Annotated in this window: 16 protein-coding genes; 9 read left to right on the top strand and 7 right to left on the bottom strand. The window is 66.4% G+C overall.

Features of this window, described 5'->3' with window-relative positions; all coding sequences use genetic code 11:
- Nucleotides 1-153 precede the first annotated feature (153 nt).
- Both ACFFJ7_RS07490 and ACFFJ7_RS07485 read right to left on the bottom strand, forming a co-directional pair.
- A complete protein-coding gene (locus ACFFJ7_RS07490) occupies nt 154-894 on the bottom strand; it encodes an RlmE family RNA methyltransferase (protein ID WP_377591556.1) in 741 nt (246 codons plus the stop codon).
- On the bottom strand, nt 891-2,036 hold the full coding sequence (locus ACFFJ7_RS07485) for a Ppx/GppA phosphatase family protein (protein ID WP_166948964.1): 1,146 nt from the start codon (nt 2,034-2,036) through the stop codon (nt 891-893). The genes ACFFJ7_RS07490 and ACFFJ7_RS07485 overlap by 4 nt, the downstream gene beginning before the upstream one ends.
- Nucleotides 2,037-2,445: 409 nt before the next feature.
- Here ACFFJ7_RS07485 and ACFFJ7_RS07480 point away from each other — a divergent pair, with 409 nt between their 5' ends.
- From ACFFJ7_RS07480 to ACFFJ7_RS07470, 3 genes are read left to right on the top strand one after another with little or no spacing between them, the layout of a single operon-like run.
- The gene (locus tag ACFFJ7_RS07480; RefSeq protein WP_377591554.1) at nt 2,446-3,828 is read left to right on the top strand and encodes an MdtA/MuxA family multidrug efflux RND transporter periplasmic adaptor subunit; all 1,383 of its coding nucleotides are present in this window, start codon (nt 2,446-2,448) and stop codon (nt 3,826-3,828) included.
- Between the two features lie 44 nt (nt 3,829-3,872).
- Entirely contained in the window at nt 3,873-6,992 is a 3,120-nt protein-coding gene (locus tag ACFFJ7_RS07475) for an MdtB/MuxB family multidrug efflux RND transporter permease subunit (RefSeq protein ID WP_377592107.1), read from the top strand.
- Nucleotides 6,989-10,237, top strand: a complete 3,249-nt coding sequence (locus ACFFJ7_RS07470; RefSeq protein ID WP_377591552.1) for an efflux RND transporter permease subunit — start codon at nt 6,989-6,991, stop codon at nt 10,235-10,237. Before ACFFJ7_RS07475 ends, ACFFJ7_RS07470 begins: the two co-directional genes overlap by 4 nt.
- Here ACFFJ7_RS07470 and ACFFJ7_RS07465 read toward each other — a convergent pair.
- On the bottom strand, nt 10,213-10,998 hold the full coding sequence (locus ACFFJ7_RS07465; protein ID WP_377591550.1) for a gamma-glutamyl-gamma-aminobutyrate hydrolase family protein: 786 nt from the start codon (nt 10,996-10,998) through the stop codon (nt 10,213-10,215). The two genes, ACFFJ7_RS07470 and ACFFJ7_RS07465, sit on opposite strands and share 25 nt — an antisense overlap.
- Nucleotides 10,999-11,010: 12 nt before the next feature.
- Nucleotides 11,011-11,712 carry an exopolysaccharide biosynthesis protein gene (locus tag ACFFJ7_RS07460; RefSeq protein ID WP_246224985.1) on the bottom strand — a complete coding sequence of 234 codons (702 nt, stop codon included), beginning with the start codon at nt 11,710-11,712 and terminating at the stop codon, nt 11,011-11,013.
- A gap of 146 nt (nt 11,713-11,858) precedes the next feature.
- Between ACFFJ7_RS07460 and ACFFJ7_RS07455 the strand changes: the two genes are divergently transcribed.
- On the top strand, nt 11,859-13,034 hold the full coding sequence (locus tag ACFFJ7_RS07455) for an O-antigen ligase family protein (RefSeq protein WP_377591547.1): 1,176 nt from the start codon (nt 11,859-11,861) through the stop codon (nt 13,032-13,034).
- A gap of 52 nt (nt 13,035-13,086) precedes the next feature.
- Here the strand turns inward: ACFFJ7_RS07455 and rpsD are convergent, their stop codons facing one another.
- The 3 genes from rpsD to ACFFJ7_RS07440 all read right to left on the bottom strand — a co-directional run bounded on the left by rpsD (nt 13,087) and on the right by ACFFJ7_RS07440 (nt 15,568).
- A complete protein-coding gene (gene rpsD / locus ACFFJ7_RS07450) occupies nt 13,087-13,704 on the bottom strand; it encodes a 30S ribosomal protein S4 (RefSeq protein ID WP_166948476.1) in 618 nt (205 codons plus the stop codon).
- A 176-nt stretch (nt 13,705-13,880) separates the two neighbouring features.
- Nucleotides 13,881-14,732, bottom strand: coding sequence for a glutamate racemase (gene murI, locus ACFFJ7_RS07445; protein WP_166948474.1), 852 nt, complete (start codon nt 14,730-14,732; stop codon nt 13,881-13,883).
- A gap of 35 nt (nt 14,733-14,767) precedes the next feature.
- Nucleotides 14,768-15,568 carry an RNA methyltransferase gene (locus ACFFJ7_RS07440; RefSeq protein ID WP_166948472.1) on the bottom strand — a complete coding sequence of 267 codons (801 nt, stop codon included), beginning with the start codon at nt 15,566-15,568 and terminating at the stop codon, nt 14,768-14,770.
- A gap of 333 nt (nt 15,569-15,901) precedes the next feature.
- Between ACFFJ7_RS07440 and ACFFJ7_RS07435 the strand changes: the two genes are divergently transcribed.
- From ACFFJ7_RS07435 to ACFFJ7_RS07415, 5 genes are all read left to right on the top strand, one after another.
- Nucleotides 15,902-16,810, top strand: a complete 909-nt coding sequence (locus tag ACFFJ7_RS07435; protein WP_166948960.1) for a LysR family transcriptional regulator — start codon at nt 15,902-15,904, stop codon at nt 16,808-16,810.
- 220 nt (nt 16,811-17,030) lie between these two features.
- Complete coding sequence (locus ACFFJ7_RS07430; protein ID WP_166948470.1) at nt 17,031-18,191, top strand: ABC transporter substrate-binding protein; 1,161 nt, start codon at nt 17,031-17,033, stop codon at nt 18,189-18,191.
- A gap of 320 nt (nt 18,192-18,511) precedes the next feature.
- On the top strand, nt 18,512-19,501 hold the full coding sequence (locus ACFFJ7_RS07425) for an ABC transporter ATP-binding protein (protein WP_377591544.1): 990 nt from the start codon (nt 18,512-18,514) through the stop codon (nt 19,499-19,501).
- Nucleotides 19,498-20,478: an ABC transporter permease gene (locus tag ACFFJ7_RS07420; RefSeq protein ID WP_377591542.1), complete on the top strand. Its 981-nt coding sequence runs from the start codon at nt 19,498-19,500 to the stop codon at nt 20,476-20,478. The genes ACFFJ7_RS07425 and ACFFJ7_RS07420 overlap by 4 nt, the downstream gene beginning before the upstream one ends.
- Nucleotides 20,468-21,283, top strand: a complete 816-nt coding sequence (locus ACFFJ7_RS07415) for an ABC transporter permease (protein ID WP_377591540.1) — start codon at nt 20,468-20,470, stop codon at nt 21,281-21,283. Before ACFFJ7_RS07420 ends, ACFFJ7_RS07415 begins: the two co-directional genes overlap by 11 nt.
- Nucleotides 21,284-21,308 lie beyond the last annotated feature (25 nt).

The raw sequence follows: 21,308 nt of genomic DNA, 5'->3' as shown, positions 1-21,308 counted from the left end.
GCGCCCCCGTTACGATAAGGTTCATGTGCATGATGCGCGTGCTTTCCTCAAAGTTGCTGAAAAGCTAGTCCAGACGAAACGATCGGTCAAGCGCAAACCCGTCAAAAAAGGGGAAATAAGATCGCCCCGTTGCATCGGCGCGGCAGCGCCGCGTCATGCCCCGTCGTCCGGCGTCACGATCTCGGTCGGCCTGCCGCGGTAGCCGATCGCGAGTACGTAGAGTTCCGCCGAATCGCTGCGGCTCGCCGCCGGCTTGACGTGGCGCACGGTGGTGAAATCGCGCTTCATGTCGGCCAGCAATGCGTTCTCGGTGCCGCCCTGCAGCACCTTGGCGAGGAAGCCGCCGCCCGGCGCGAGCACCTGCCGCGCGAAGTCGAGCGCGGTTTCCGCCAGCCCCATGATCTTCAGGTGGTCCGTCTTCTTGTGGCCGGTGGCGTTGGCGGCCATATCGGACAGCACGAGATCGGCCGGCCCGCCCAGCAGTTCCATCAGCCGCGCGGGAGCCTCGGGGGCGAGGAAGTCGAGCTGGATGAAATCCACACCCGGCATGGGCTCGATCTCCAGCAGATCGATGCCGACGACCCGGCCCCTGCCAGCGCCGATGCCGACCTTGCGCGCCGCCACCTGCGACCAGCCGCCCGGCGCGGCGCCGAGATCGACGACGCGCTGGCCGGGCTTCAGCAGCTTGTATTTCTCATCGATTTCCAGCAGCTTGAACGCCGCGCGCGAGCGGTAGCCCTCGCGCCTGGCGCGTGCCACATAGGGGTCGTTCAACTGGCGTTCCAGCCAGCGGGCGGAAGCGACGGAGCGCTTGGCCGCCGTCTTCACACGCACCTTCAGCGCGCGCGTGCCCTCGCCGGCCTTGCCCTTGCCGCCGCTCCGTTCCGTACTCACGCCTTCGGTCCCCTGTCCCAGACGTTATCTTCCCGCATCATGTTGAGCAGGATGCCCTCGCGCAACCCCCTGTCGGCGACGCGCAGGCGCGGGCTCGGAAACGCGCGGCGGATAGCCTCCAGAATGGCGCAGCCTGCGAGCACGAGGTCCGCCCTGTCATTGCCGATGCACGGGTTGGCCACCCGCTGCGCATAAGAGCAGTTCAGCAGATGGGCAATGGCCTCGCTGACGTCGCGGTCTTTCATCCACAGGCCGTCAACCTGCCGCCGGTCGTAGCGGGGCAGGTCGAGATGGACGCCGGCGATGGTGGTGACGGTGCCCGAGGTGCCGAGCAGGTGGAAGCCCTTCATCCGCGATGCGTCGCGCGCGCGCCAGGCGAATGGCGCGAGGTGGCGCTCGACCTCCCTCACCATGGCGGCGAACACCGCGGGCGTGACCTCGACGCCGCCATACCGCTCGGCGAGCGTGACGACGCCCATCGGCAGCGATTCCCACGCGCGCACGCAATGGCCGCTGTCGTCCCTGCCGTGATGGCCATTTTGGCGCGAGGCGCCACCGTGGTGGCGTCCGCGCCCCTGCGCCCCCTGGGTGCGGCCGTTGCCGCGTCCCGCATGCTTGCGCGCGCATGTCCAGACGAGTTCCGTCGAGCCGCCGCCGATGTCGAACACGAGCACGCTCTCCGCCGCCGGGTCGGCGAGCCCGGTGCACCCGCTGACAGCGAGCAGCGCTTCCGTCTCGCGGTTGACGATTTCGAGCATCAGTCCCGTCTCGTCCTCGACGCGGTCGATGAAGTCCTGCCCGTTGGCCGCGGCGCGGCAGGCTTCGGTCGCGATCATGCGCGCCCGCCCCACCCGGCGCGCATCCATCTTCGCCCGGCAGACCTTCAACGCCTCGATGGCGCGGGATATGGCGTCCTCACCCAGCCGGTTGACGCTGGTCAGCCCCTCGCCCAGCCGTACGATGCGCGAGAAGGCGTCGACGACACGGAAACTGTCGTAGGTTGGTTCCGCCACGAGCAGGCGGCAGTTGTTGGTGCCGAGGTCGAGCGCGGCATAGGTGCGCGCGGCCTCCCGCTGTCTGGAGGCAAGACGCGGCCCTGGCTCGCGCGTCGTCCGCGCTCCAACTCCGGATGGCTCCGCCATCCTCGCCGCGCCGCGCCGCTGACACACGTCAGCCGGCTCGGCCGTGGCTACGGCATAGCTGCCCACAGCTTCGTCATTGACCGTCACGGCCTTGATCCTGTCGGGATGCTGCCGGCGCGCGCAGTCTTCGCCGCATACACGTCGGGGAGCATCCCAGAATTGTTAGTTGCGAACACACTAGCAGCCCTCGCGCCGTGTTGCCAAGTCCTCATTTCCCGTCCGTCGCCGACGCGAAAGGCAGACGTCGCCTTACTTTGCCGCAATATGAGCAAATCTTAATCCGAGAAAGAGCGCAAAGGCCTTGATCAAACGACTTCCATGCCCCCATAGCTCAGGCACGGGATGCGGAAACCGTCGTCCTGCGGAACGGTGACGACCGCCGGACGAGAGAATTGCGGGAGAGCGACGGATGCTGTCACCCACCGGGCCGCAGCAGCATGAAGCCACAACGGCGGCCGGCGGCGCACAGGGCAGCGGCAAGCGCCGGCGGCCGTGGCTGGTGCGCATCGTCTGGCTGCTGGTGCTCGCGGCGGCGACGGCGGCAGTCGTCGTCTTTCTGCGCCCTGCCGAAAACGCGCAAACCGCGCAGCGCCCGTTCGGCCCGCGCTCCGGCCAGCCGGCGGCGATGCCCGTCGGCGCGGCGGCGGTGACACGCGCCGACATCCCGGTCACCGTGCAGGCGCTCGGCACCGTCACGCCGCTCGCCACCGTCACCGCACGCACGCGCGTCGCCGGCCAGATCACGCGCATCGCGTTCTCGGAGGGGCAGCAAGTGGAGAAGGGCGCGCTCGTCGCAGAGGTCGACCCGCGTCCCTACCAGCTTGCGCTCGATCAGTCGCGCGGCCAGCTCGCGCGCGATGAGGCGGAGTTGAAGAGCGCGCTGACCGACCTCGCCCGCTACCAATCGCTGGTGCGCCAGAACGCCATCGCCCGCCAGCAGCTCGACACGCAGACCGCCACCGTCAGCCAGCTTCAGGCCACGGTGCAGGCCAGTGCCGCCGCCGTGCGCACCGCCGAACTCAACCTGGAATACACCCGCACCACGGCGCCGATCGCCGGCCGCGCCGGTCTGCGCCAGATCGACGAGGGCAACTACGCCCAGACGGGCGACACGAACGGCCTCGTCACCATTACCCAGATGGCGCCGATTTCGGTGCTGTTCAGCGTGCCCGAGGATCAGGTCACGGCCATCAACCGCCGGCTGACGTCCGGCGAGACGCTGCCCGTGACGCTCTACGACCGCAACCGCGTCAACAAACTGGCGGAAGGGCGACTCGCCACCCTCGACAACCTGATCGACACGACCACGGGCACCGTGCGCCTGCGCGCCGTCTTCGACAATGCCGACAAGGCGTTGTTTCCGAACCAGTTTGTCAATGTCGAGCTGCGCATCGACACGGTGAGGGACGCTGTCGTGATCCCGGCCTCGGCGCGGCTCAGCGGTGCGCCCGGCACCTATGCCTGGCTGATCGACAAGGACAGCAAGACCGTCAGCATCCGCCCCATCACCACTGGCTATTCCACCTCCGACGTCGTGGCGGTGCAGGAAGGGCTCCAGCCGGGCGATCTTGTCGTCACTGACGGCTCGGACCGGCTGCGCGAGGGAATGCAGGTCTCCCTGCCGGGCGACAGGCCCCCGGCTCCCGCAGCGTCTCCGGCCGCACCGGCCGCAGCCGGGCAGCCGCCGCGCGAATCGCGTCAGCGCCGCACCCCGGCGAACGGCGGCAACAACCCCGCCGGCCGCGCCTCTCCGGCGGGCGGCGCCTCGCCAGCCGGCGGCGCTTCGCCATGAGCGATGCTCGGGATGCCGGCGCGCCGGATGACGGCGGCACGTCGGTGAACATCTCCCGCCCGTTCATCCTGCGGCCGGTGGCCACCACGCTGATGATGCTGGCGCTGCTGATCGTCGGCGTCATCGCCTTCCGCAACCTGCCTCTCGCGGCCCTGCCGGAGGTCGACTACCCCACCATCCAGGTGCAGACTTTCTACCCCGGCGCCTCGCCGGAGGTCATGGTCGCGTCCGTCACCGCGCCGCTGGAGCGCCAGCTCGGGCAGATGCCGGGTCTGCGGCAGATGTCCTCCACATCGGCGGCGGGCGCGTCCGTCATCACGCTGCAATTCAATCTCGATCTCGGCATCGATATCGCGGGCCAGCAGGTACAGGCGGCGATCAATGCGGCGGGCAACCTGCTGCCCTCCGACCTGCCCGCGCCGCCGATCTATGCCAAGGTCAACCCGGCCGATGCGCCGGTGATGACGCTTGCCCTGACTTCGGCCACCCTGCCGCTGACACAGGTGCAGGACATGGTCGAGACGCGCCTCGCGCAGCGAATCTCGCAGGTGGCGGGCGTCGGGCTGGTGACGCTCGCGGGCGGACAGCGCCCGGCCGTGCGGGTGCGCGCCAATACGCTGGCGCTGGCCGCCTATGGCCTCAACATCGACGACCTGCGCTCCACCATCGGCAACGCCAACGTGAACACGCCGAAGGGCAGTTTCGACGGCCCGCAGCAGGCCTACGCCATCCAGTCTAACGACCAGCTGAAGGGCATCGACGAGTTCCGGGATATCGTCGTCGCCTACAGGAACGGTGCGCCGGTCCGGCTTTCGGACGTGGCGGAAGTCGTCGACGGCGCGGAGAACGAGCGCCTTGGCGCGTGGGCGGGGCACAGCGGGGCAGACATCAGGCCGGCCATCCTCATCAACATCCGCCGCCAGCCGGGCGCAAATGTCATCGACGTCGTGGACAACGTCAAGGCCATGCTGCCCGCGCTCACGGAAACGCTGCCCGCCTCGGTCGACGTCGCGGTGATGTCCGACCGCACCGAGACTATCCGCGCTTCCGTGCAGGACGTGCAGCGGGAGCTGATGATGGCCATCGGCCTCGTGGTGCTCGTCATCTTCCTGTTCCTGCGCAACATTCCCGCCACGGTCATCCCGAGCCTTTCGGTACCGCTGTCGCTCGTCGGCACCTTCGCGGTGATGTATCTGTGCGGCTTCAGCCTCAACAATCTGTCGCTGATGGCGCTGACCATCGCCACCGGCTTCGTCGTGGACGATGCCATCGTGATGATCGAGAACATCGCCCGCTACATCGAGAAGGGCGAAAAGCCGCTGGACGCGGCGCTGAAGGGTGCGCGGCAGATCGGCTTCACCATCATATCGCTGACCCTTTCACTCATCGCGGTGCTGATCCCCCTGCTGTTCATGGCCGATGTCGTGGGGCGGCTGTTTCGCGAATTCGCCATCACGCTCGCCGTCACCATCCTGATCTCGGCAGTGGTCTCGCTGACGCTGGTGCCGATGCTGTGCGCGAAAATCCTGCGCCGCGCGGGGCACGATCCGCGCGCGGCGCGCCGGACATGGTTCGATGGCATCGTCGACGGCTACGGCCGCATGCTCGACGTCGTGCTGGACCACGGCTGGATCACGCTCATCGTCGCCGCAGGCACGCTGGCGCTCACCGTCTGGCTTTACATTGTCGTTCCGAAGGGCTTTTTTCCGGTGCAGGATACGGGCCTCATTCTCGGCGTCTCCGAGGCCGGGCAGTCCGTCTCCTTCGCCGGCATGGCGGAGCGGCAGCAGAAGCTCGCCGCTGTCATCCTCGCCGACGCGGACGTGGCGAGCGTCACGTCGTACATCGGCGTCGACGGCACCAACCTGACGCTCAACACCGGCCGCTTCCAGATCGAGCTGAAGCCGCGCAGCGAGCGCACCGCCCCGGCGAGCGAGATCGTGCGCAGGATCACCGCCGAGGCCGCCGGGGTGCCCGGCGTCAGCCTCTATATGCAGCCGGTGCAGGACCTCACCATCGATTCCACCGCGAGCCGCACGCAATACCAGTTCGTACTCGACGATGCCGATCCGGACGTGCTGTCCGCGTGGGTGCCGCGCATGGTGGAGTCGCTGCAGGCCCTGCCCCAGCTCGAAGACGTGACGAGCAACCTGCTGGAGCGCGGCCTCGCGGCGCAGGTCACCGTCGACCGCGACACGGCGGCGCGCTACGGCATCACCACGGCCACCGTCGACAACGCGCTCTACAGCGCCTTCGGCCAGCGCATCGTCTCCACCATCTTCACGCAGGCGAACCAGTACCGTGTCATTCTGGAGGCCGATCCCGCGCTGCAGTTCACGCCGGCCTCGCTGCGGGACATCTACCTGCCGTCGGCGGGCGGCGGGCAGGTGCCTTTGTCGGCCATCGCCACGGTGACGGAACGGCTCGCGCCGCTACAGCTCAACCACCGCAGCCAGTTCCCGACCGCCACCATCTCCTTCAACCTCGCGCAGGGCGTCGCGCTGGGCCAGGCGGTGGACGCCATCCGCGCGACCGCCGCGGGCATGGGCCTGCCGGCGAGCGTCACGACCTCCTTCCAGGGTTCGGCGCTGGCGTTCGAGGCGGCGCTCACGAACCAGGTGCTGCTGCTCGTCGCGGCTGTCGCGGCCATGTATATCGTGCTCGGCGTTCTCTACGAGAGCTACGTGCACCCGGTCACGATCCTCTCCACGCTGCCCTCGGCCGGCATCGGCGCGCTGCTGGCGCTCATCTGGATGCAGCGCGAACTCGACATCATCGGCATCATCGGCATCGTGCTGCTGATCGGCATCGTGAAGAAGAACGCCATCATGATGATCGACTTCGCGCTTGACGCGGAGCGCAACCGGGGCCTGCCGCCGCGCGCGGCGATCCATGAAGCGTGCCTGCTGCGCTTCCGCCCCATCCTGATGACGACCTTCGCGGCGCTTTTCTCCGGCCTGCCGCTGATGCTGGGCGACGGCGCGGGCTCGGAACTGCGCCAGCCGCTCGGCATCACCATCGTCGGCGGCCTCATCGTCAGCCAGGCGCTGACGCTGTTCACGACGCCCGTCATCTACCTCGCGTTCGACAGGCTGGCGCGCGTGCTCGACACCCGCACAAGGGACGAGGAAGAAGACGAGGAGCCGGACAGGGCGCTGCCATGAACATTTCCGCGCCGTTCATCCGCCGACCGGTCGCGACGACGCTGCTGACCATCGGCCTCGCACTCGCCGGCATGCTCGCCTATTTCAGCCTGCCGGTCTCGCCGCTGCCGCAAGTCGACTTCCCCACCATCCAGGTGACGGCCTCGATGTCCGGCGCGAGCCCGGAGATCATGGCCACCAGCGTCGCCATGCCGCTCGAACGCCATCTCGGACAGATCGCGGACGTGACGGAGATCACCTCGTCGAGTTCGCAGGGCTCGACGCGCATCGTGCTGCAATTCGGCCTCAACCGCGACATCGACGGCGCGGCACGCGACGTGCAGGCGGCGATTTCCGCCGCGCGCGCGGACCTGCCCACCGCCATGCGCTCCAACCCCACCTACCGCAAGGCGAACCCCGCCGACGCGCCGGTGATGCTGCTCGCCCTCACCTCGCAAACACTGGGCCTGGGCGATCTCTACGACGCGGCTTCCACCGTGCTGTCGCAGAAACTGTCGCAGGTGGAAGGCATCGGGCAGGTGGGCGTCAGCGGCAGCTCGCTGCCGGCGGTGCGCGTGGACATCAACCCCACGGCCCTCTTCAACTACGGCATCGGGCTCGAAGACGTGCGCGCCGCGCTTTCGGCCGCCAACGCCAACAGCCCCAAGGGCGCCATCGAATACGGCGACCGGCGTTGGCAGATCTACACCAACGAGCCCTATCGCCTCGCGGAGCACTACCGCCCGCTGATCGTCGCCTGGCGCAACGACGCGCCGGTGCGGCTGTCCGATGTCGCAGCCGTCACGGACTCGGTCGAGAACGTCCGCAACCGGGGTCTGTTCAACGGCGAGCCCGCCGTGCTGCTGACGCTTTCGCGCATGCCCGGCGCCAACATCATCGAAACCGTCGACGCGGTGAAAGCCCTGCTGCCGCAGTTGCGCGCCGCCATCCCGGCGGGCATCGATCTGTCCGTCGCGCTGGACCGCACCACGACGATCCGCGCCTCGATGGTCGACGTCCAGTTCACGCTCGTCGCCTCCATCGCGCTCGTCATCCTCGTCGTCTATCTCTTCCTGCGCGACTGGCGGGCAACGCTGATCCCCGCAGTGGCGGTGCCGGTGTCGCTCGTCGTCAGCTTCGGGGCGATGTACTGGCTCGGCTACAGCCTCAACAACTTCTCGCTGATGGCGCTCATCGTCGCCACCGGCTTCGTGGTGGACGACGCCATCGTGGTGCTGGAAAACACCATGCGCCACGTGGAGGCCGGCACGAAGCCGATGAAGGCCGCGCTCACCGGGGCGCGGGAGGTGAGCTTCACCGTGTTGTCCATGAGCATATCGCTCATTGCCGTCTTCATTCCGCTGCTGCTGCTCGGCGGCCTGCCGGGGCGCATGTTCCGCGAGTTCGCGGTGGTGCTGTCGGTGACGATCGTCGTCTCGCTTCTCGTCTCGCTGACCACGACACCGATGATGTGCGCGCGCCTGCTCGGGCGCTCGCAGGCAACCCGGCGACCCTCCCGCCTGATGAGCGCGACGACGCGCATCTACGGGCGCACGCTGCGCGCCGCCCTGCATCACCCCTGGCTGCTGGTGCTCACGCTCGCGGTCACGGTGGGCCTCAACGTCCATCTGTTCATGATCGTGCCCAAGGGCCTGCTGCCGCAGCAGGACACCGGCGCGCTGATCGGCGGCGTGCGGGCGGACCAGAGCACCTCCTTCCTCAACCTGCGCGACAAGATCGCCGAGTTCGAGAAGATCGTGCGCGCCGATCCGGCGGTGGAGAACGTCGTCGTATTCACAGGTGGGCGCGCCAATTCGGCCTTCCTCAACGTGTCGTTGAAGCCGTTGGCCGAGCGCGGCATTCCGGCCGGGCAGATCATCAACCGGCTGCGCCCGCAGTTCGCGCGCGTGGAAGGCGCGTCGACCTTCCTGTTCCCGGTGCAGGACCTGCGCGTGGGCGGCCGCGAGAGCAGCTCGCAATACCAGTTCACCCTGCAGAGCGACGATCTCGGCGCGCTGCGCGCATGGGTACCGAAGATCACCGAGGCGCTGAAGAACGAGCCGCTGCTGACCGACATCGACTCCGACCGCGAGGAAGCCGGCCTTCAGGTCGACCTCGCCGTCAACCGCGACGCGGTGGCGCGTTTCGGCCTCAGCATGAGCCAGATCAATGGCGCGCTCTATGACGCCTTCGGCCAGCGCGCGGTCTCCACCATCTACGACCGGTTGAACCAGTACAGCATCGTCATGGGGCTGGCGCCGCGCTATCTGGAGAGCCCCCGGTCGCTCGACGCCATCTACATCAGCGCGAAGGGCGGCACCATTAGCGCCACCCAACAGAGCGGCGCGCTCGCGGGCACGGTCTCCTCCGGGGGCGAGGCGGCAAGCGCTGCCGACGTCGCCAACGATCCGGTGCGCAACCAGATGCTCAACCAGATCGCGGTGACGGGGCGCGGGCAGGCTTCCACCGGCTCCGCCGTCAGCACGGCCAAGCGCGACATGATCCCGCTTTCCGCCATCGCGAGCCACGCCTTCGGCACCACGCCGCTCTCCGTCAACCATCAAGGGCTGTTCGTCTCCTCCACCATCTCCTTCAACCTCGCGGAAGGGGCGGCGCTGAGCGACGCCGTCGTCGCCATCAACCGCGTGATGGCGGAATTGAACGTGCCGCGCTCCATCCATGGCAGTTTCGAGGGCACCGCGCGTACCTTTCAGCAGATGTCCTCATCGATGGCGTGGCTGATTCTCGCGGCCCTTCTCACCATCTACATCGTGCTCGGCATGCTCTACGAGAGCTACATCCACCCGCTGACGATCCTCTCCACCCTGCCCTCGGCGGGCATAGGCGCGGTGACGGCCCTGATGCTGGCGGGCATGGAATTCAGCCTCGTGGCGCTCATCGGCGTGTTCCTGCTCATCGGCATCGTGAAGAAGAACGCCATCATGATGATCGACTTCGCCATCGAGGCCGAGCGCAGCCGCGGCCTCGCGCCGGAGGCCGCCATCGTGGAGGCCTGCCTGCTGCGCTTCCGCCCGATCATGATGACCACGTTCGCCGCGATTCTCGGCGCGGTGCCGCTCGCCGTCGGTCTCGGGGAAGGGGCGGAGATGCGCCAGCCGCTGGGCGTGGCCATCGTGGGCGGGCTCGTGCTCAGCCAGTTGCTGACGCTTTACACCACGCCCGCCGTCTACGTGCTGTTCGACCGCCTGCAGACCCGCCTGCGCGGCGCCCCGGCCGGCGGTCAGCGCGAACGCGCCGCCGCGTAGCCGCGCGCGGCATCGCCGAACGCGCGGAACAGAGCCGTCGACAGCGGATCGGCCCAGACCCGCCATTCCGGATGCCACTGCACGGCAATCGCGAAGGCTCCCTGCTCCCGCGCCGCCGCGACGTGGAATGCCTCGATCAGCCCGTCCGGCGCATACGCCTCCGCCACGAGGCCCGGCGCCAGCCGGTCGATGCCCTGGCTGTGCAGCGAATTGACGCTCACCCGCCCCGCTCCGGCGAGCCCGTGCAGGACGCCGCCCTCGACGAGTTCCACCTCGTGCGCCAGCCCATATTGCGTCTCGACGTCGCCATCCGGCTCGCGATGGTCGCCGAAGCCGTCGATGTCCTGCACATGCTGGTGCAGCGTGCCGCCGAGCGCGGCGTTGATCTCCTGAAAGCCGCGGCAGACGCCGAAAAGCGGCAACCCCCGCTCCACCGCCGCGCGCACCAGCGGCAGCGACAGGTCGTCCCGGTTACGGTCGAGCAGTTCGTCGGCAAACGTGCGCTCGCCACCGTAGATCGCCGGATCGACGTTCGAGGGGCTGCCTGGCAGGAACACGCCGTCGAGAAACGCCAGCAAGCGGTCGGGATCGGGGCTGATCGCCCGTTCCTCCGCGTCCACGGCGGAGAGGCGGCCGGGCAGGATCACCACTTCCGCATCCGCGCCGCGCGCGACTGCGTAGAGATACTTTTCCTGCACCTTGTGCCAGACGTACTTGCGCGAAGGCTTCACATCCGCAACGACACCGATCACGGGACGCATGGGCGTCTTCTCCTAAAGAACGGCCGTGAGGCCGGAAACGACGGCAGCGACGAAGCTGGCGCTCAGGCTGACGCCGACCGCCCCCACCGCCAGGCCGCAGATGACGACGAGGCCATCGCGCTCCACGAGCCCCAGCCCGACGAGGCAGATCGCGATTCCGGGCGGGATTTGGCCTATGATCGGGGCTGCCGTCAACAGGCTGACGGCGATCAGCACCAGCGCGACCCCGGTGAGGCGCATCCGCGCCGGCGTGTCGAAAAACGCGAGGCGCGGCCGCGACCATTGCTCCAGCCGCCGCACATAGGGCAAGGCCCGCTCCACCGCCCGTGCGACTTCGGCCCGCGCCACGGACCTGTCAAGGAGGCGCCTGGGAATCCACGGCGTCTTGCGCCCGTAGACAATCTGCGCCGTGACGCCGAGCAGCAGAAAGCCGCAGATCAGCGGGATCGGTGGCGGCATCGGCAGGCAATTGGGCAGGCCGAGCACCACGAACAGCAGCGCGAACGCCTGCGGCCCCAGCGCATCGACGATCTCGGAGAGCGTTACACGCTCCCCCTCGCCATCCCTGAGTGCGATCAGAACAGAAGAGGTACGGGAGGCGGGTGACGACAGGATGGCGATCCGCAGATTGGTCGGGTGGCGCTTCCGCGCGGTTGTGACGTGCAGGCCAGACTGCATAGACCATGACAGGCCGCCGGCCAAGTGAGATATCAAGTGACATATCGAGACAGCCGCCATCGGCGCGCCGGCCCGGTCCTCGGGGAAAGCGGCGTTTCCCCGGCAGGCCTGTAAATTAATCCCGCCGGCGCGCGAAATCGGCTACACATCACGGCGGAATTCATGCGTTCAACAGAGTGTCCATGCCGTTTTCCAGCCGCCCCCTCCTCGACCGCGCCGCGCTGAGCCTGCTGGCAATCCTGCCGTTGGCTATGGCGCTTGCCAACCGTTCCGCCGCCGCCATCCTCGCCGTGGCGGGCGTGCTGGCGCTTCTCGCCCGAATCACCAGCGGCGGACGCCTCACGCTGCCGCCGCCCGCACCTGCTGCCGCCGCGCTCGCCTTCATCGCCTGGGCCGCCGTCTCTCTCGCCTGGAGTCATGCCCCGGCAACCTCGCTGTTCGTCGCGGCGGAGGCGGGCCTGCCATTTCTCGGCGGCGTGCTGCTGCTGATCAGCCTGCCGCGCGACATCCCGGCCGCCTTCGTGCGCTGGGCGGCCATCGCATTCGCGGCGGCCTGCGTGCTGATCGTCGCGGAACTCGCCGCCGGCCTCGCCCCGCGCGAGGCGCTGGGGCTGCGCGCGCAATCCTTCATCTTCAACAGGCCGGTGATGACGCTGCTGCTCATCTTCTGGCCGCTCGCTATCCAGATGAAGCGTCTCGGCTGGGGGAGATGGGCGCTCGCGTTCGGCGCGCTGCTGATCGTCACCGTCGAGCGCGCCACCTCTGGCGCGGCCATGCTGGGGCTGCTGCTGGCGCTGCCGGCGTTTCTCGTAGCCTCGTGGAGCCGGCGCACCGGCCTTCTGCTCGCGGGTGCCATGCTGGCGGGATGCCTCGTCATCGCGCCCTTCAAGGGCGTGCTGCTGGAGCGCATCCTGCCGCCCTCGCTCATCGCCCGGCTCGAATCCGTGCATGCGGCCGACCGCATCGAGATCTGGCAGGACTTCGCCGCCATCGTCCAGCGCCGCCCGCTGACCGGAGCGGGTTTCGGCGTGAGCGCGAAAATGGCCGAGGCGCCCGCCGCCGCCGAGATCCCGCCGGAACGTGGACGGCTGCTCGCCGCAGGCCATCCGCACGACGGCTTCCTGCAGATATGGGCGGAGCTGGGGCTGGTGGGCGCGCTGCTCGCGGCGCTGAACGGCTTCTTCATCCTGCGTGCCATCGCCCGCCTGCCCCACGACATGATCGCCGCCGCCGCCGCGAGCACCATCGCCGCCGCCGCCGTGGTGAGCGTGTTTCACGGCGCCTGGCAGGGATGGTGGATCGGCCTGCTGATGGCGACAGCCTTCTGGTGCAGCCGCGAGACGCGGCGCGAGTCATGAAAAAAGCCGCCCCGGAAGGGCGGCTTCTCCGAAATCCGTCTTGCCGGACCGGTCAGCGCGAGTAGAACTCGACGACGAGGTTCGGTTCCATGTGCACCGGATACGGCACGTCGCTGAGGGTGGGAATGCGCACGAAGCGGGCGCTGCCCTTGTGGTGATCCGCCTCGATGTAGTCCGGCACGTCGCGCTCGCCGAGTGCGGCGGCTTCCAGCACCACGACGAGCTGGCGGGACGCCTCCTTGATCTCGATCACGTCGCCGGGACGCACGAGATAGCTCGGGATGTTCACGCGGCGACCGTTGACCTGGATGTGGCCGTGGTTGACGAACTGGCGGGCTGCGAACACGGTCGGCACGAACTTGGCGCGGTAGATGACCGCGTCGAGACGGCGCTCCAGCAGGCCGATCAGGTTCTCGCCGGTGTCGCCGCGCAGGCGCGAGGCCTCGACGTAGTAGCGGTGGAACTGCTTCTCGGAAATGTTGGCGTAGTAGCCCTTCAGCTTCTGCTTGGCGCGGAGCTGGGTGCCGAAGTCCGACAGCTTGCCCTTGCGGCGCTGGCCGTGCTGGCCGGGGCCGTATTCGCGGCGATTGACGGGGCTCTTCGGGCGGCCCCAGATATTCTCGCCAAGGCGGCGATCGATTTTATACTTGGCCGAAATTCTTTTCGACATCGCGTGTCCTCTCAAACAGGCTCAACATGAGGAACGCGCCCTCCTCTTCCCCGGTGAGGGGGACGACAGGTCCGCCGCCTTCCGGAGAAGGCGCGGACCACGGGAGCGCAAAACGGCAACGCGAGCCGTCTAGGCCCGCGCTGATGGCTGCTTCCTATCGCTGATTCCCGCCGATGTCAAACGGCTGTCACATCCGAAAGCAGATTTTCGCGCGCGTCGACGACGAGCCCGCGCTGCATCAGCGCCCGCTCCAGCGCCGCCGGCGGCCGCCTGCCGGAGGTGAACAGCGCCTGCGCCGCCGGCTGTGCCGGCCCCCCCGACGCCTCGCCGATCAGATGCACCATCCGCCGCGCGATGGCGGGCGCGGGGTCGATCCACGTCACCGGCCAGGGCGCGAGACGGCGGAAGCGTTCCAGCAGCAGCGGATAGTGCGTACAGGCCAGCACCACCATATCCGTGCGCGCGCCGTCACGCTCGACGAAGACGGGCATCAGTTCGTCCCGCAGCTCCGGATCGCCGATGGGCTGGCCGGCAAGCTCCCGTTCTGCGAAGCCTGCGAGCCGCGTCGAGCCCACGAGATGCACATGGCTCGAATCGGCGAACTTGCGGATGAGGTCGTGCGTGTAGTCGCGCGCCACGGTGCCCGGTGTCGCGAGGATGGTGATCTCGCCGGAGGCCGTCTTCTCCGCCGCAGGCTTGATGGCGGGCACGGTGCCGACGAACGGCAGCGCGAAGCGCGACCGCAGCGCGGGCAGCACGAGGGTAGACGCGGTGTTGCAGGCGATCACCACCACATCCGGCGAAAAACGCCCGATCAGCCCGGCCATCAGGTCGACGACCCGCGCCAGCAGCGTTTCGGCGTCCATCCCGCCATAGGGAAAGCCCGCGTCGTCCGCCACATAGACGAATTGCGCATCGGGACGTGCCTTGCGCAGTTCCGAATAGACGGTCAAACCGCCGACGCCCGAATCGAACACCAGCACGCGGGGGGCAGCCGCTTCGCCTTTCGCAACACGATCAGCCGTCATCGAAGACTGCTCCTCACCTGCGACTCGGTGCGACTCTATTCCCCATCCGTTAACGGTTCATCCCTTTTCGCGGGCGGTATCGGCCCGCGCCGCAGCGCGCCGGCCGCGCCGCGCAGGGTCTTGACGTCCTGCTCGGTCATGGAAAGACGCAGCAGGATGTCGCGCAGGTTGCGGATCATGGCGGGCTTCTTCTCCGGCGCGGGAAAAAAGCCGCAGGCGTCCAGCTCCGTCTCCAGCCACCCGAAGAACGACACGATCGCCTCCCGCTTCGCCGGCGGCGAGCGCTCCTCCAGATTGAACGGCAGTTGCCCATGCGCCTTCTTGAACCATTCGTAACCGACGAGCAGCACCGCCTGCGCCAGGTTGAGCGAGGCGTTGGCGGGATCGACCGGGAAGGTGATGATCGCGTCCGCCAGCGCCACCTCGTCGTTGTCGAGCCCGGTGCGCTCACGCCCGAACAGGATGCCGACCTCCTCGCCACCGTGCATGCGGCTCACCACCTGCGTCACCGCCTCGTCGGCATCCAGCACGCGCTTCATCTGCCCACGCTCGCGCGCCGTGGTGGCATAGACGGCGTTGAGATCCGCCACCGCCGAGAGCAGATCGGGAAATACCTCCGCCTTTTCCAGCACATGGGCGGCATTCGCCGCGGTCACGACGGCGCGCTCGTTGGGCCAGCCGTCGCGCGGATTGACGATGCGCATCCCGGACAGGCCGAAGTTCGCCATGGCACGTGCCGCCATGCCGATGTTCTCGCCCATCTGCGGCTCGACAAGGATGATTTTCGGTCCGCCCGTCAGGGGCGAGAGGCTGTGATTGGTTCCGGCGCCGGTCATCAAGGTTCTTTCGGACTGCAGGTTCAGAAAGGGCCTTTTAGCCCTTTACCCGAAAGCTGCAACCCTCCGCCGCGCGCCGTCCCGGAAGCCGCGAGCTTACGGCCACGACATCGTCGTTTCCAGCGGCCGCCCTGAAAGGCGGCGCGTGCCGGCCCGTTAAAACGGAGTATACATGATACATATTATAAAATACTTCGTTTTTATAAACAATCCGTTGATTTTCACTTTTCCGGATTTTGCGATGCATCCATAATAGTTGCAAAATACGAATAAGCGGCTACCATGCGGGAAAAATATGCCGGACGGGAATTCGATACATACCTTGCCATAGACATGTCGTTCACGCTCAGACAATTGCAGTATTTCGTGGCGGCGGCGGAGCTGGGGTCGGTCACCCGTGCCGCGCAGAAACTGTCCATCTCACAATCGTCCATCACCGAGGCCATCAAGGAACTTGAGACCGACCTCAATGTGGAACTGTTCGAGCGCCATCCGCGTGGCCTCACGGTGACACATAACGGCCACCAGTTTCTCCGTCACGCGACGAAAATTCTGGCCGATGTCTCCGATGCGCGCCGATCCTTTTCGGACAAGCGGGTTGCGAGGAAGGGCAGGCTCAATCTGGGTGTGACGTCCCTTGTCGCCGGCTATGTGCTTTCAGACCTTCTGGCGCGCTATCGCCGTGCCTTCCCGGGCATCGAGGTCAGCGCCATCGAGGATAACGGCTCCTATCTCGAACACCTCCTCATCGGGGGCGAGCTGGACGTGGCGGTCATGGTCATTTCCAATCTGCGCGACCGGATGGCGCTGCACGCGGAGATTCTGGAAACCTCGCCCTACAGGCTGTGGCTTCCCCTCGGGCACCCGCTGGTATCGGCCGACAGCATATCCGTGAGCGATATCGCCAGGGAGCCTCTCATCATGCTGACCGTGGACGAAATCGAGGAAAATACCGGCAAGCTGCTCGCCGCGCTCGGTGCGCGCCCGCATGTCGCCTTTCGCACCCGCTCGGTCGAGGCCGTGCGCAGCCTCGTCGCCACGGGCGCTGGTGTCGCGTTGCTGCCCGATCTCGTCTACCGCCCCTGGTCGCTGGAAGGCGACCGCATCGAAAGCCGGGACGTTTCCGGCTCCCTCCCCGTCGTGCAGATCGGCATGGCATGGCGGAAGGGCTCCAGCCTGCCGCAATCGGCCCGCGATTTCATCGGCATTGCCGAGGCCTCCCGCTCGGGCCGGCTGCGCTGAAATCGCTCCCCGCCTCGCCGGTTAACAATCGTCACTACCGGGGTTTCCACGCGGCTCACCCGCTTCCCGCGTCAACAGAGATTATCCAGCTCCGGCACCCGATATCGGAAAAAGCGATAGCAGGTTTCCTGTAAATGAATTTGCGAATACGGGTAATTCGGATCACCATCCGTGCCGGGGAACAAAGCATCACGTCAAGTGAGCAAAACGGGAGTGATCAATGAAGTATTCTCTCAGGTCCTGTACGGCGTTGATGGCTGTTGCCGGCTTTACCGCGCAGGTATGCGCCGCCGAACCGCTGAAGGAACTCGGCAAGGGCGAAGGTGCGCTCAGCATCGTGGCATGGGCGGGATATATCGAACGCGGCGACACGGACAAGAACTACGACTGGGTCACCGAATTCGAAAAGGCGACAAGCTGCAAGGTCAGCGTGAAAACCGCCGCCACATCCGACGAAATGGTGGCGCTGATGAACGAGGGCGGTTTCGACCTCGTCACCGCCTCGGGTGATGCTTCCCTGCGCCTGATCGCCGGAAAGCGCGTCCAGCCGATCAATACCGATCTCATTCCCAGCTGGAAGACTATTGACGAACGCCTGCAGAACGCGCCGTGGTTCACGGTCAAGAGCGTCCACTACGGCGTGCCGTATCTGTGGGGACCGAACGTCCTCATGTACAACAAGGCTGCCTTCAAGGACACGCCTCCCGAGAGCTGGAAAGTCGTTTTCGAGGAAACGCAACTGCCCGACGGGAAGTCGAACAAGGGCCGCGTGCAGGCCTATGACGGGCCGATCTATGTTGCCGATGCCGCCCTCTATCTCATGAAACACAAGCCTGAACTGGGCATCAGGAACCCGTTCGAGCTGAACGAAGACCAGTACAAGGCAGCGCTCGAACTGCTGCGGGGGCAGCGTAAACTCGTCAGTCGCTACTGGCACGACGCGATGATCCAGATCGATGACTTCAAGAACGAGGGTGTCGTCGCCTCAAGTTCCTGGCCTTTCATGGTCAACCTCCTGAAAGGAGAGAATGCGGACATCGGCTCCACCTTCCCCGAGGAAGGCACCACCGGCTGGGCCGATACCACCATGCTGCACGTGGACAGCGAGCACCCCAATTGCGCCTATATGTGGATGGAGCATTCGCTCAAGCCGAAGGTTCAGGGCGACGCGGCCGCGTGGTTCGGCGCGGTGCCGTCGGTGCCCGCTGCCTGCAAGGGCAACGCGCTTCTCACGGACCAGGGCTGCGCCGCGAACGGGTTCGACAATTTCGAGAAGATCAGTTTCTGGCGCACCCCCACCGCGAAGTGCGAGACCCAGGGCGAATGCGTGCCCTATCATCGCTGGGTGTCCGATTATATCGGCGTGATCGGCGGACGCTGACAAACCGACGGCAGACGTAACCGGCGCCTCTCCTCCCGTAAAGGAGGGGCAGATGGAAGCTGTACTCCAAAGAATTTCCCGATTTTGAGCGAATTCTTATCGACCAAATATTCCATCTGATCGGAACGCGCTCTATCGCAATTCCAGCAATATCCGGTGTACATTCTTCATCCTAAATTGCTTAAAGATAGAGATAAAACACATCTTCCCGGGTTTAAAAATCCGGCTTGCCGCTTCCTTTATCTGCTTCTGTCCAGAATAACCCTGAAGCAGGCGGCTCCTTTCCGTCATTACTTCCAGTGTCAGAACGGTCAGAAAACATGACAGCAGCCGTCCGCTTCGACAATGTATGCCGCCATTTCGGTGCGGTCCGCGCCGTGGATCGGGTCAGCCTGACGATCGCACCGGGCGAATTCTTCGCGATGCTCGGCCCCTCCGGCTCGGGCAAGACGACCTGCCTGCGGCTCATCGCCGGTTTCGAGCAGCCGACCGGCGGCGTAATCGAGATCTTTGGCGAAAGCACGGGCGACGTGCCTCCCTACAGGCGCAACGTCAACACCGTGTTTCAGGACTACGCGCTTTTTCCGCATCTCGACATCATCGACAACGTCGCCTACGGGCTGATGGTGAACGGCATCGGCAAGGCGGAGCGACATCGCGCCGCCGCGGAGATGCTGGAACTGGTGAAGCTGCCGGGCTACGGCGCACGCAAGCCGGGGCAACTGTCCGGCGGGCAGCGCCAGCGCGTCGCGCTCGCCCGGGCGCTCGTCAACAAGCCGAAGGTGCTCCTCCTCGACGAACCGCTCGGCGCGCTCGATCTGAAGCTGCGCGAACAGATGCAGGAGGAGTTGAAAAGCCTGCAACGGGCCCTCGGCATCACCTTCGTCTTCGTCACGCACGATCAGGGCGAGGCGCTTTCCATGGCCGACCGCGTGGCTGTGTTCAACGACGGCCGCATCGTGCAGGCGGGCACGCCGCAGGAAATCTACAACCGCCCGAAAACCCGCTTCGTCGCGGATTTCGTCGGGTCTTCCAACGTGGTCGCGCCGGACGTCATGGCGGCATTGGGCGGCGAGCGGCGCTGGGCGAGCCTCAGGCCCGAAGTCATCCGGCTCGCGGAAGGCGGCAGGGTGCCGGCGCGCGTCGAAACCGTGAGCTTTCTCGGCGCCGCAACCCGGCTCGCTGTCGAGACGGCCGGCACGCGCTTCCACGTCATGCTGCCCGCCGGCGCCGCAGTGCCGGAAGCGGGCACCGACGTTTACCTCACATGGCTTCCGGGTGATGTTCACTACATGGATCAGGCGGCATGAACGCTTCTCCCGCTACAACGCTCCCGGGACCGGCGGCGCCCCGGACATCCATCCTGCCGCAGCGCGGCGGCTTCCTCGGCCGGCTTTCCGATCTCTTCTGGCGCCGTCCCGGGCTGCTGCTGTTCCTGATGCTCACGCCGCCCCTGCTCTGGCTCGGCATCATCTATATCGGCTCGCTGATCGCACTGCTGCTGCAGAGCTTTTTCTCGATCGACGATTTCTCCGGCATGATCGACTATCAGTTCACGCTGTCGACCTATGCCCAGCTCCTGCAATCGGCGAATCTCGACATCATCCTGCGCACGGTGCTCATGGCGGCACTGGTCACCATCGCTTCCGCCTTCATCGCCTTCCCCATCGCCTATTATGCGGCGCGCTATGCCCGCGGCCGATGGAAGGCGCTGTTATATATAGGCGTGATGATGCCGCTCTGGTCGAGCTATCTGGTCAAGGTCTATGCGTGGAAGCTGATCCTCGCCAAGGAGGGCATCCTCACCTGGATTTTCGCCAGGCTGCACCTCTCATGGCTGCTCGAAGGCATGCTCGCGCTGCCCGTCGTCGGCGGCAACTCGCTGTCCGTCAGCTATATCGGCACCTTCCTTGTCTTCGTCTATATCTGGCTGCCCTACATGATCCTGCCGACGCAGGCAGCTCTTGAGCGCGTGCCGGGCAGCCTCATCGAGGCCTCCTCCGATCTCGGCGCGACGCCTGCGCAAACCTTCCGCACCGTGCTGCTGCCGCTGGCGCTCCCCGGCGTGATCGCGGGCTCGATCTTCACCTTCTCGCTCACGCTCGGGGATTACATCATTCCGCAGATCATCGGCTCCTCCCGCCTTTTCATCGGCCAGGCCGTCTATACCCAGCAGGGCACCGCCGGCAACGTACCGCTTGCCGCCGCCTTCTCCGTCGTGCCGATCGTCATCATGGCCATCTATCTCTGGATCGCCAGGAAACAGGGAGCTTTCGATGCGCTCTGATCGCGGCAACCACGCCTCGCTCACCCTGAAAATCGCCGCCGGTTGCGGGCTGGCCTTCCTGCACCTGCCGATCCTGCTCATCTTCGTCTATGCCTTCACGACCGAGGACAAGAGCTATCAGTGGCCACCTCCGGGCTTCACGCTGAAATGGTTCGAGGCGACGTGGAACCGGCCAGACGTCTGGTCGTCGCTGGCGCTTTCCCTCCAGGTGGCCGCCATTGCCACCCTGATCGCGCTGGTGCTCGGCACGCTCTGCGCCGCCGCCGTCAGCCGCACGCGATTCTTCGGGCGGGAGAGCATTTCGCTGCTGGTGATCCTGCCCATCGCCCTGCCCGGCGTGGTCACCGGCATCGCGCTTCGCTCGGCGTTCTCGCTGCTCGACGTCCCCTTCTCCGTCTGGACCATCGTGCTCGGCCATGCCACCTTCTGCGTGGTGGTGGTCTATAACAACGCGGTCGCCCGCTTCCGCCGCACATCGGGTTCGCTGATCGAGGCCTCGATGGATCTCGGCGCGGACAGCTTCCAGACCTTCCGTTATGTCATCCTGCCCAATATAGGGACGGCGCTGCTCGCCGGCGGCATGCTCGCCTTCGCGCTTTCCTTCGACGAGGTCATCGTCACCACCTTCACCGGCGGACAGCAGACGACCCTGCCCATCTGGATGCTTCAGGAGCTGATCCGGCCCCGCCAGCGGCCGGTCACCAACGTGGTGGCCATGGTGGTGGTGCTCGTGACCTTCCTGCCTATCCTCGCCGCCTATTATCTCACGCGCGACGGCGACCAGATCGCCGGTCATGGCAAATAATCCCGGATAACGACATGAGGGAGAA

This window comes from Pseudochelatococcus lubricantis (assembly GCF_042432495.1).
Taxonomy (GTDB): Bacteria; Pseudomonadota; Alphaproteobacteria; order Rhizobiales; family Beijerinckiaceae; genus Pseudochelatococcus; species Pseudochelatococcus lubricantis.
This window is presented reverse-complemented; position numbering and strand designations above follow the sequence as displayed.

Excerpts from the sequence above, each read along its gene's own strand:
- ACFFJ7_RS07415 (WP_377591540.1), top strand. The coding sequence starts at position 20,468 with ATGCGCTCTGATCGCGGCAACCACGCCTCGCTCACCCTGAAAATCGCC.
- rpsD (WP_166948476.1), bottom strand. The coding sequence starts at position 13,704 with ATGTCGAAAAGAATTTCGGCCAAGTATAAAATCGATCGCCGCCTTGGC.
- ACFFJ7_RS07455 (WP_377591547.1), top strand. The coding sequence starts at position 11,859 with ATGCCGTTTTCCAGCCGCCCCCTCCTCGACCGCGCCGCGCTGAGCCTG.
- ACFFJ7_RS07425 (WP_377591544.1), top strand. The coding sequence starts at position 18,512 with ATGACAGCAGCCGTCCGCTTCGACAATGTATGCCGCCATTTCGGTGCG.
- ACFFJ7_RS07430 (WP_166948470.1), top strand. The coding sequence starts at position 17,031 with ATGAAGTATTCTCTCAGGTCCTGTACGGCGTTGATGGCTGTTGCCGGC.
- ACFFJ7_RS07485 (WP_166948964.1), bottom strand. The coding sequence starts at position 2,036 with ATGGCGGAGCCATCCGGAGTTGGAGCGCGGACGACGCGCGAGCCAGGG.
- ACFFJ7_RS07465 (WP_377591550.1), bottom strand. The coding sequence starts at position 10,998 with ATGCGTCCCGTGATCGGTGTCGTTGCGGATGTGAAGCCTTCGCGCAAG.
- ACFFJ7_RS07470 (WP_377591552.1), top strand. The coding sequence starts at position 6,989 with ATGAACATTTCCGCGCCGTTCATCCGCCGACCGGTCGCGACGACGCTG.
- ACFFJ7_RS07420 (WP_377591542.1), top strand. The coding sequence starts at position 19,498 with ATGAACGCTTCTCCCGCTACAACGCTCCCGGGACCGGCGGCGCCCCGG.
- ACFFJ7_RS07435 (WP_166948960.1), top strand. The coding sequence starts at position 15,902 with ATGTCGTTCACGCTCAGACAATTGCAGTATTTCGTGGCGGCGGCGGAG.
- ACFFJ7_RS07480 (WP_377591554.1), top strand. The coding sequence starts at position 2,446 with ATGCTGTCACCCACCGGGCCGCAGCAGCATGAAGCCACAACGGCGGCC.
- ACFFJ7_RS07440 (WP_166948472.1), bottom strand. The coding sequence starts at position 15,568 with ATGACCGGCGCCGGAACCAATCACAGCCTCTCGCCCCTGACGGGCGGA.
- murI (WP_166948474.1), bottom strand. The coding sequence starts at position 14,732 with ATGACGGCTGATCGTGTTGCGAAAGGCGAAGCGGCTGCCCCCCGCGTG.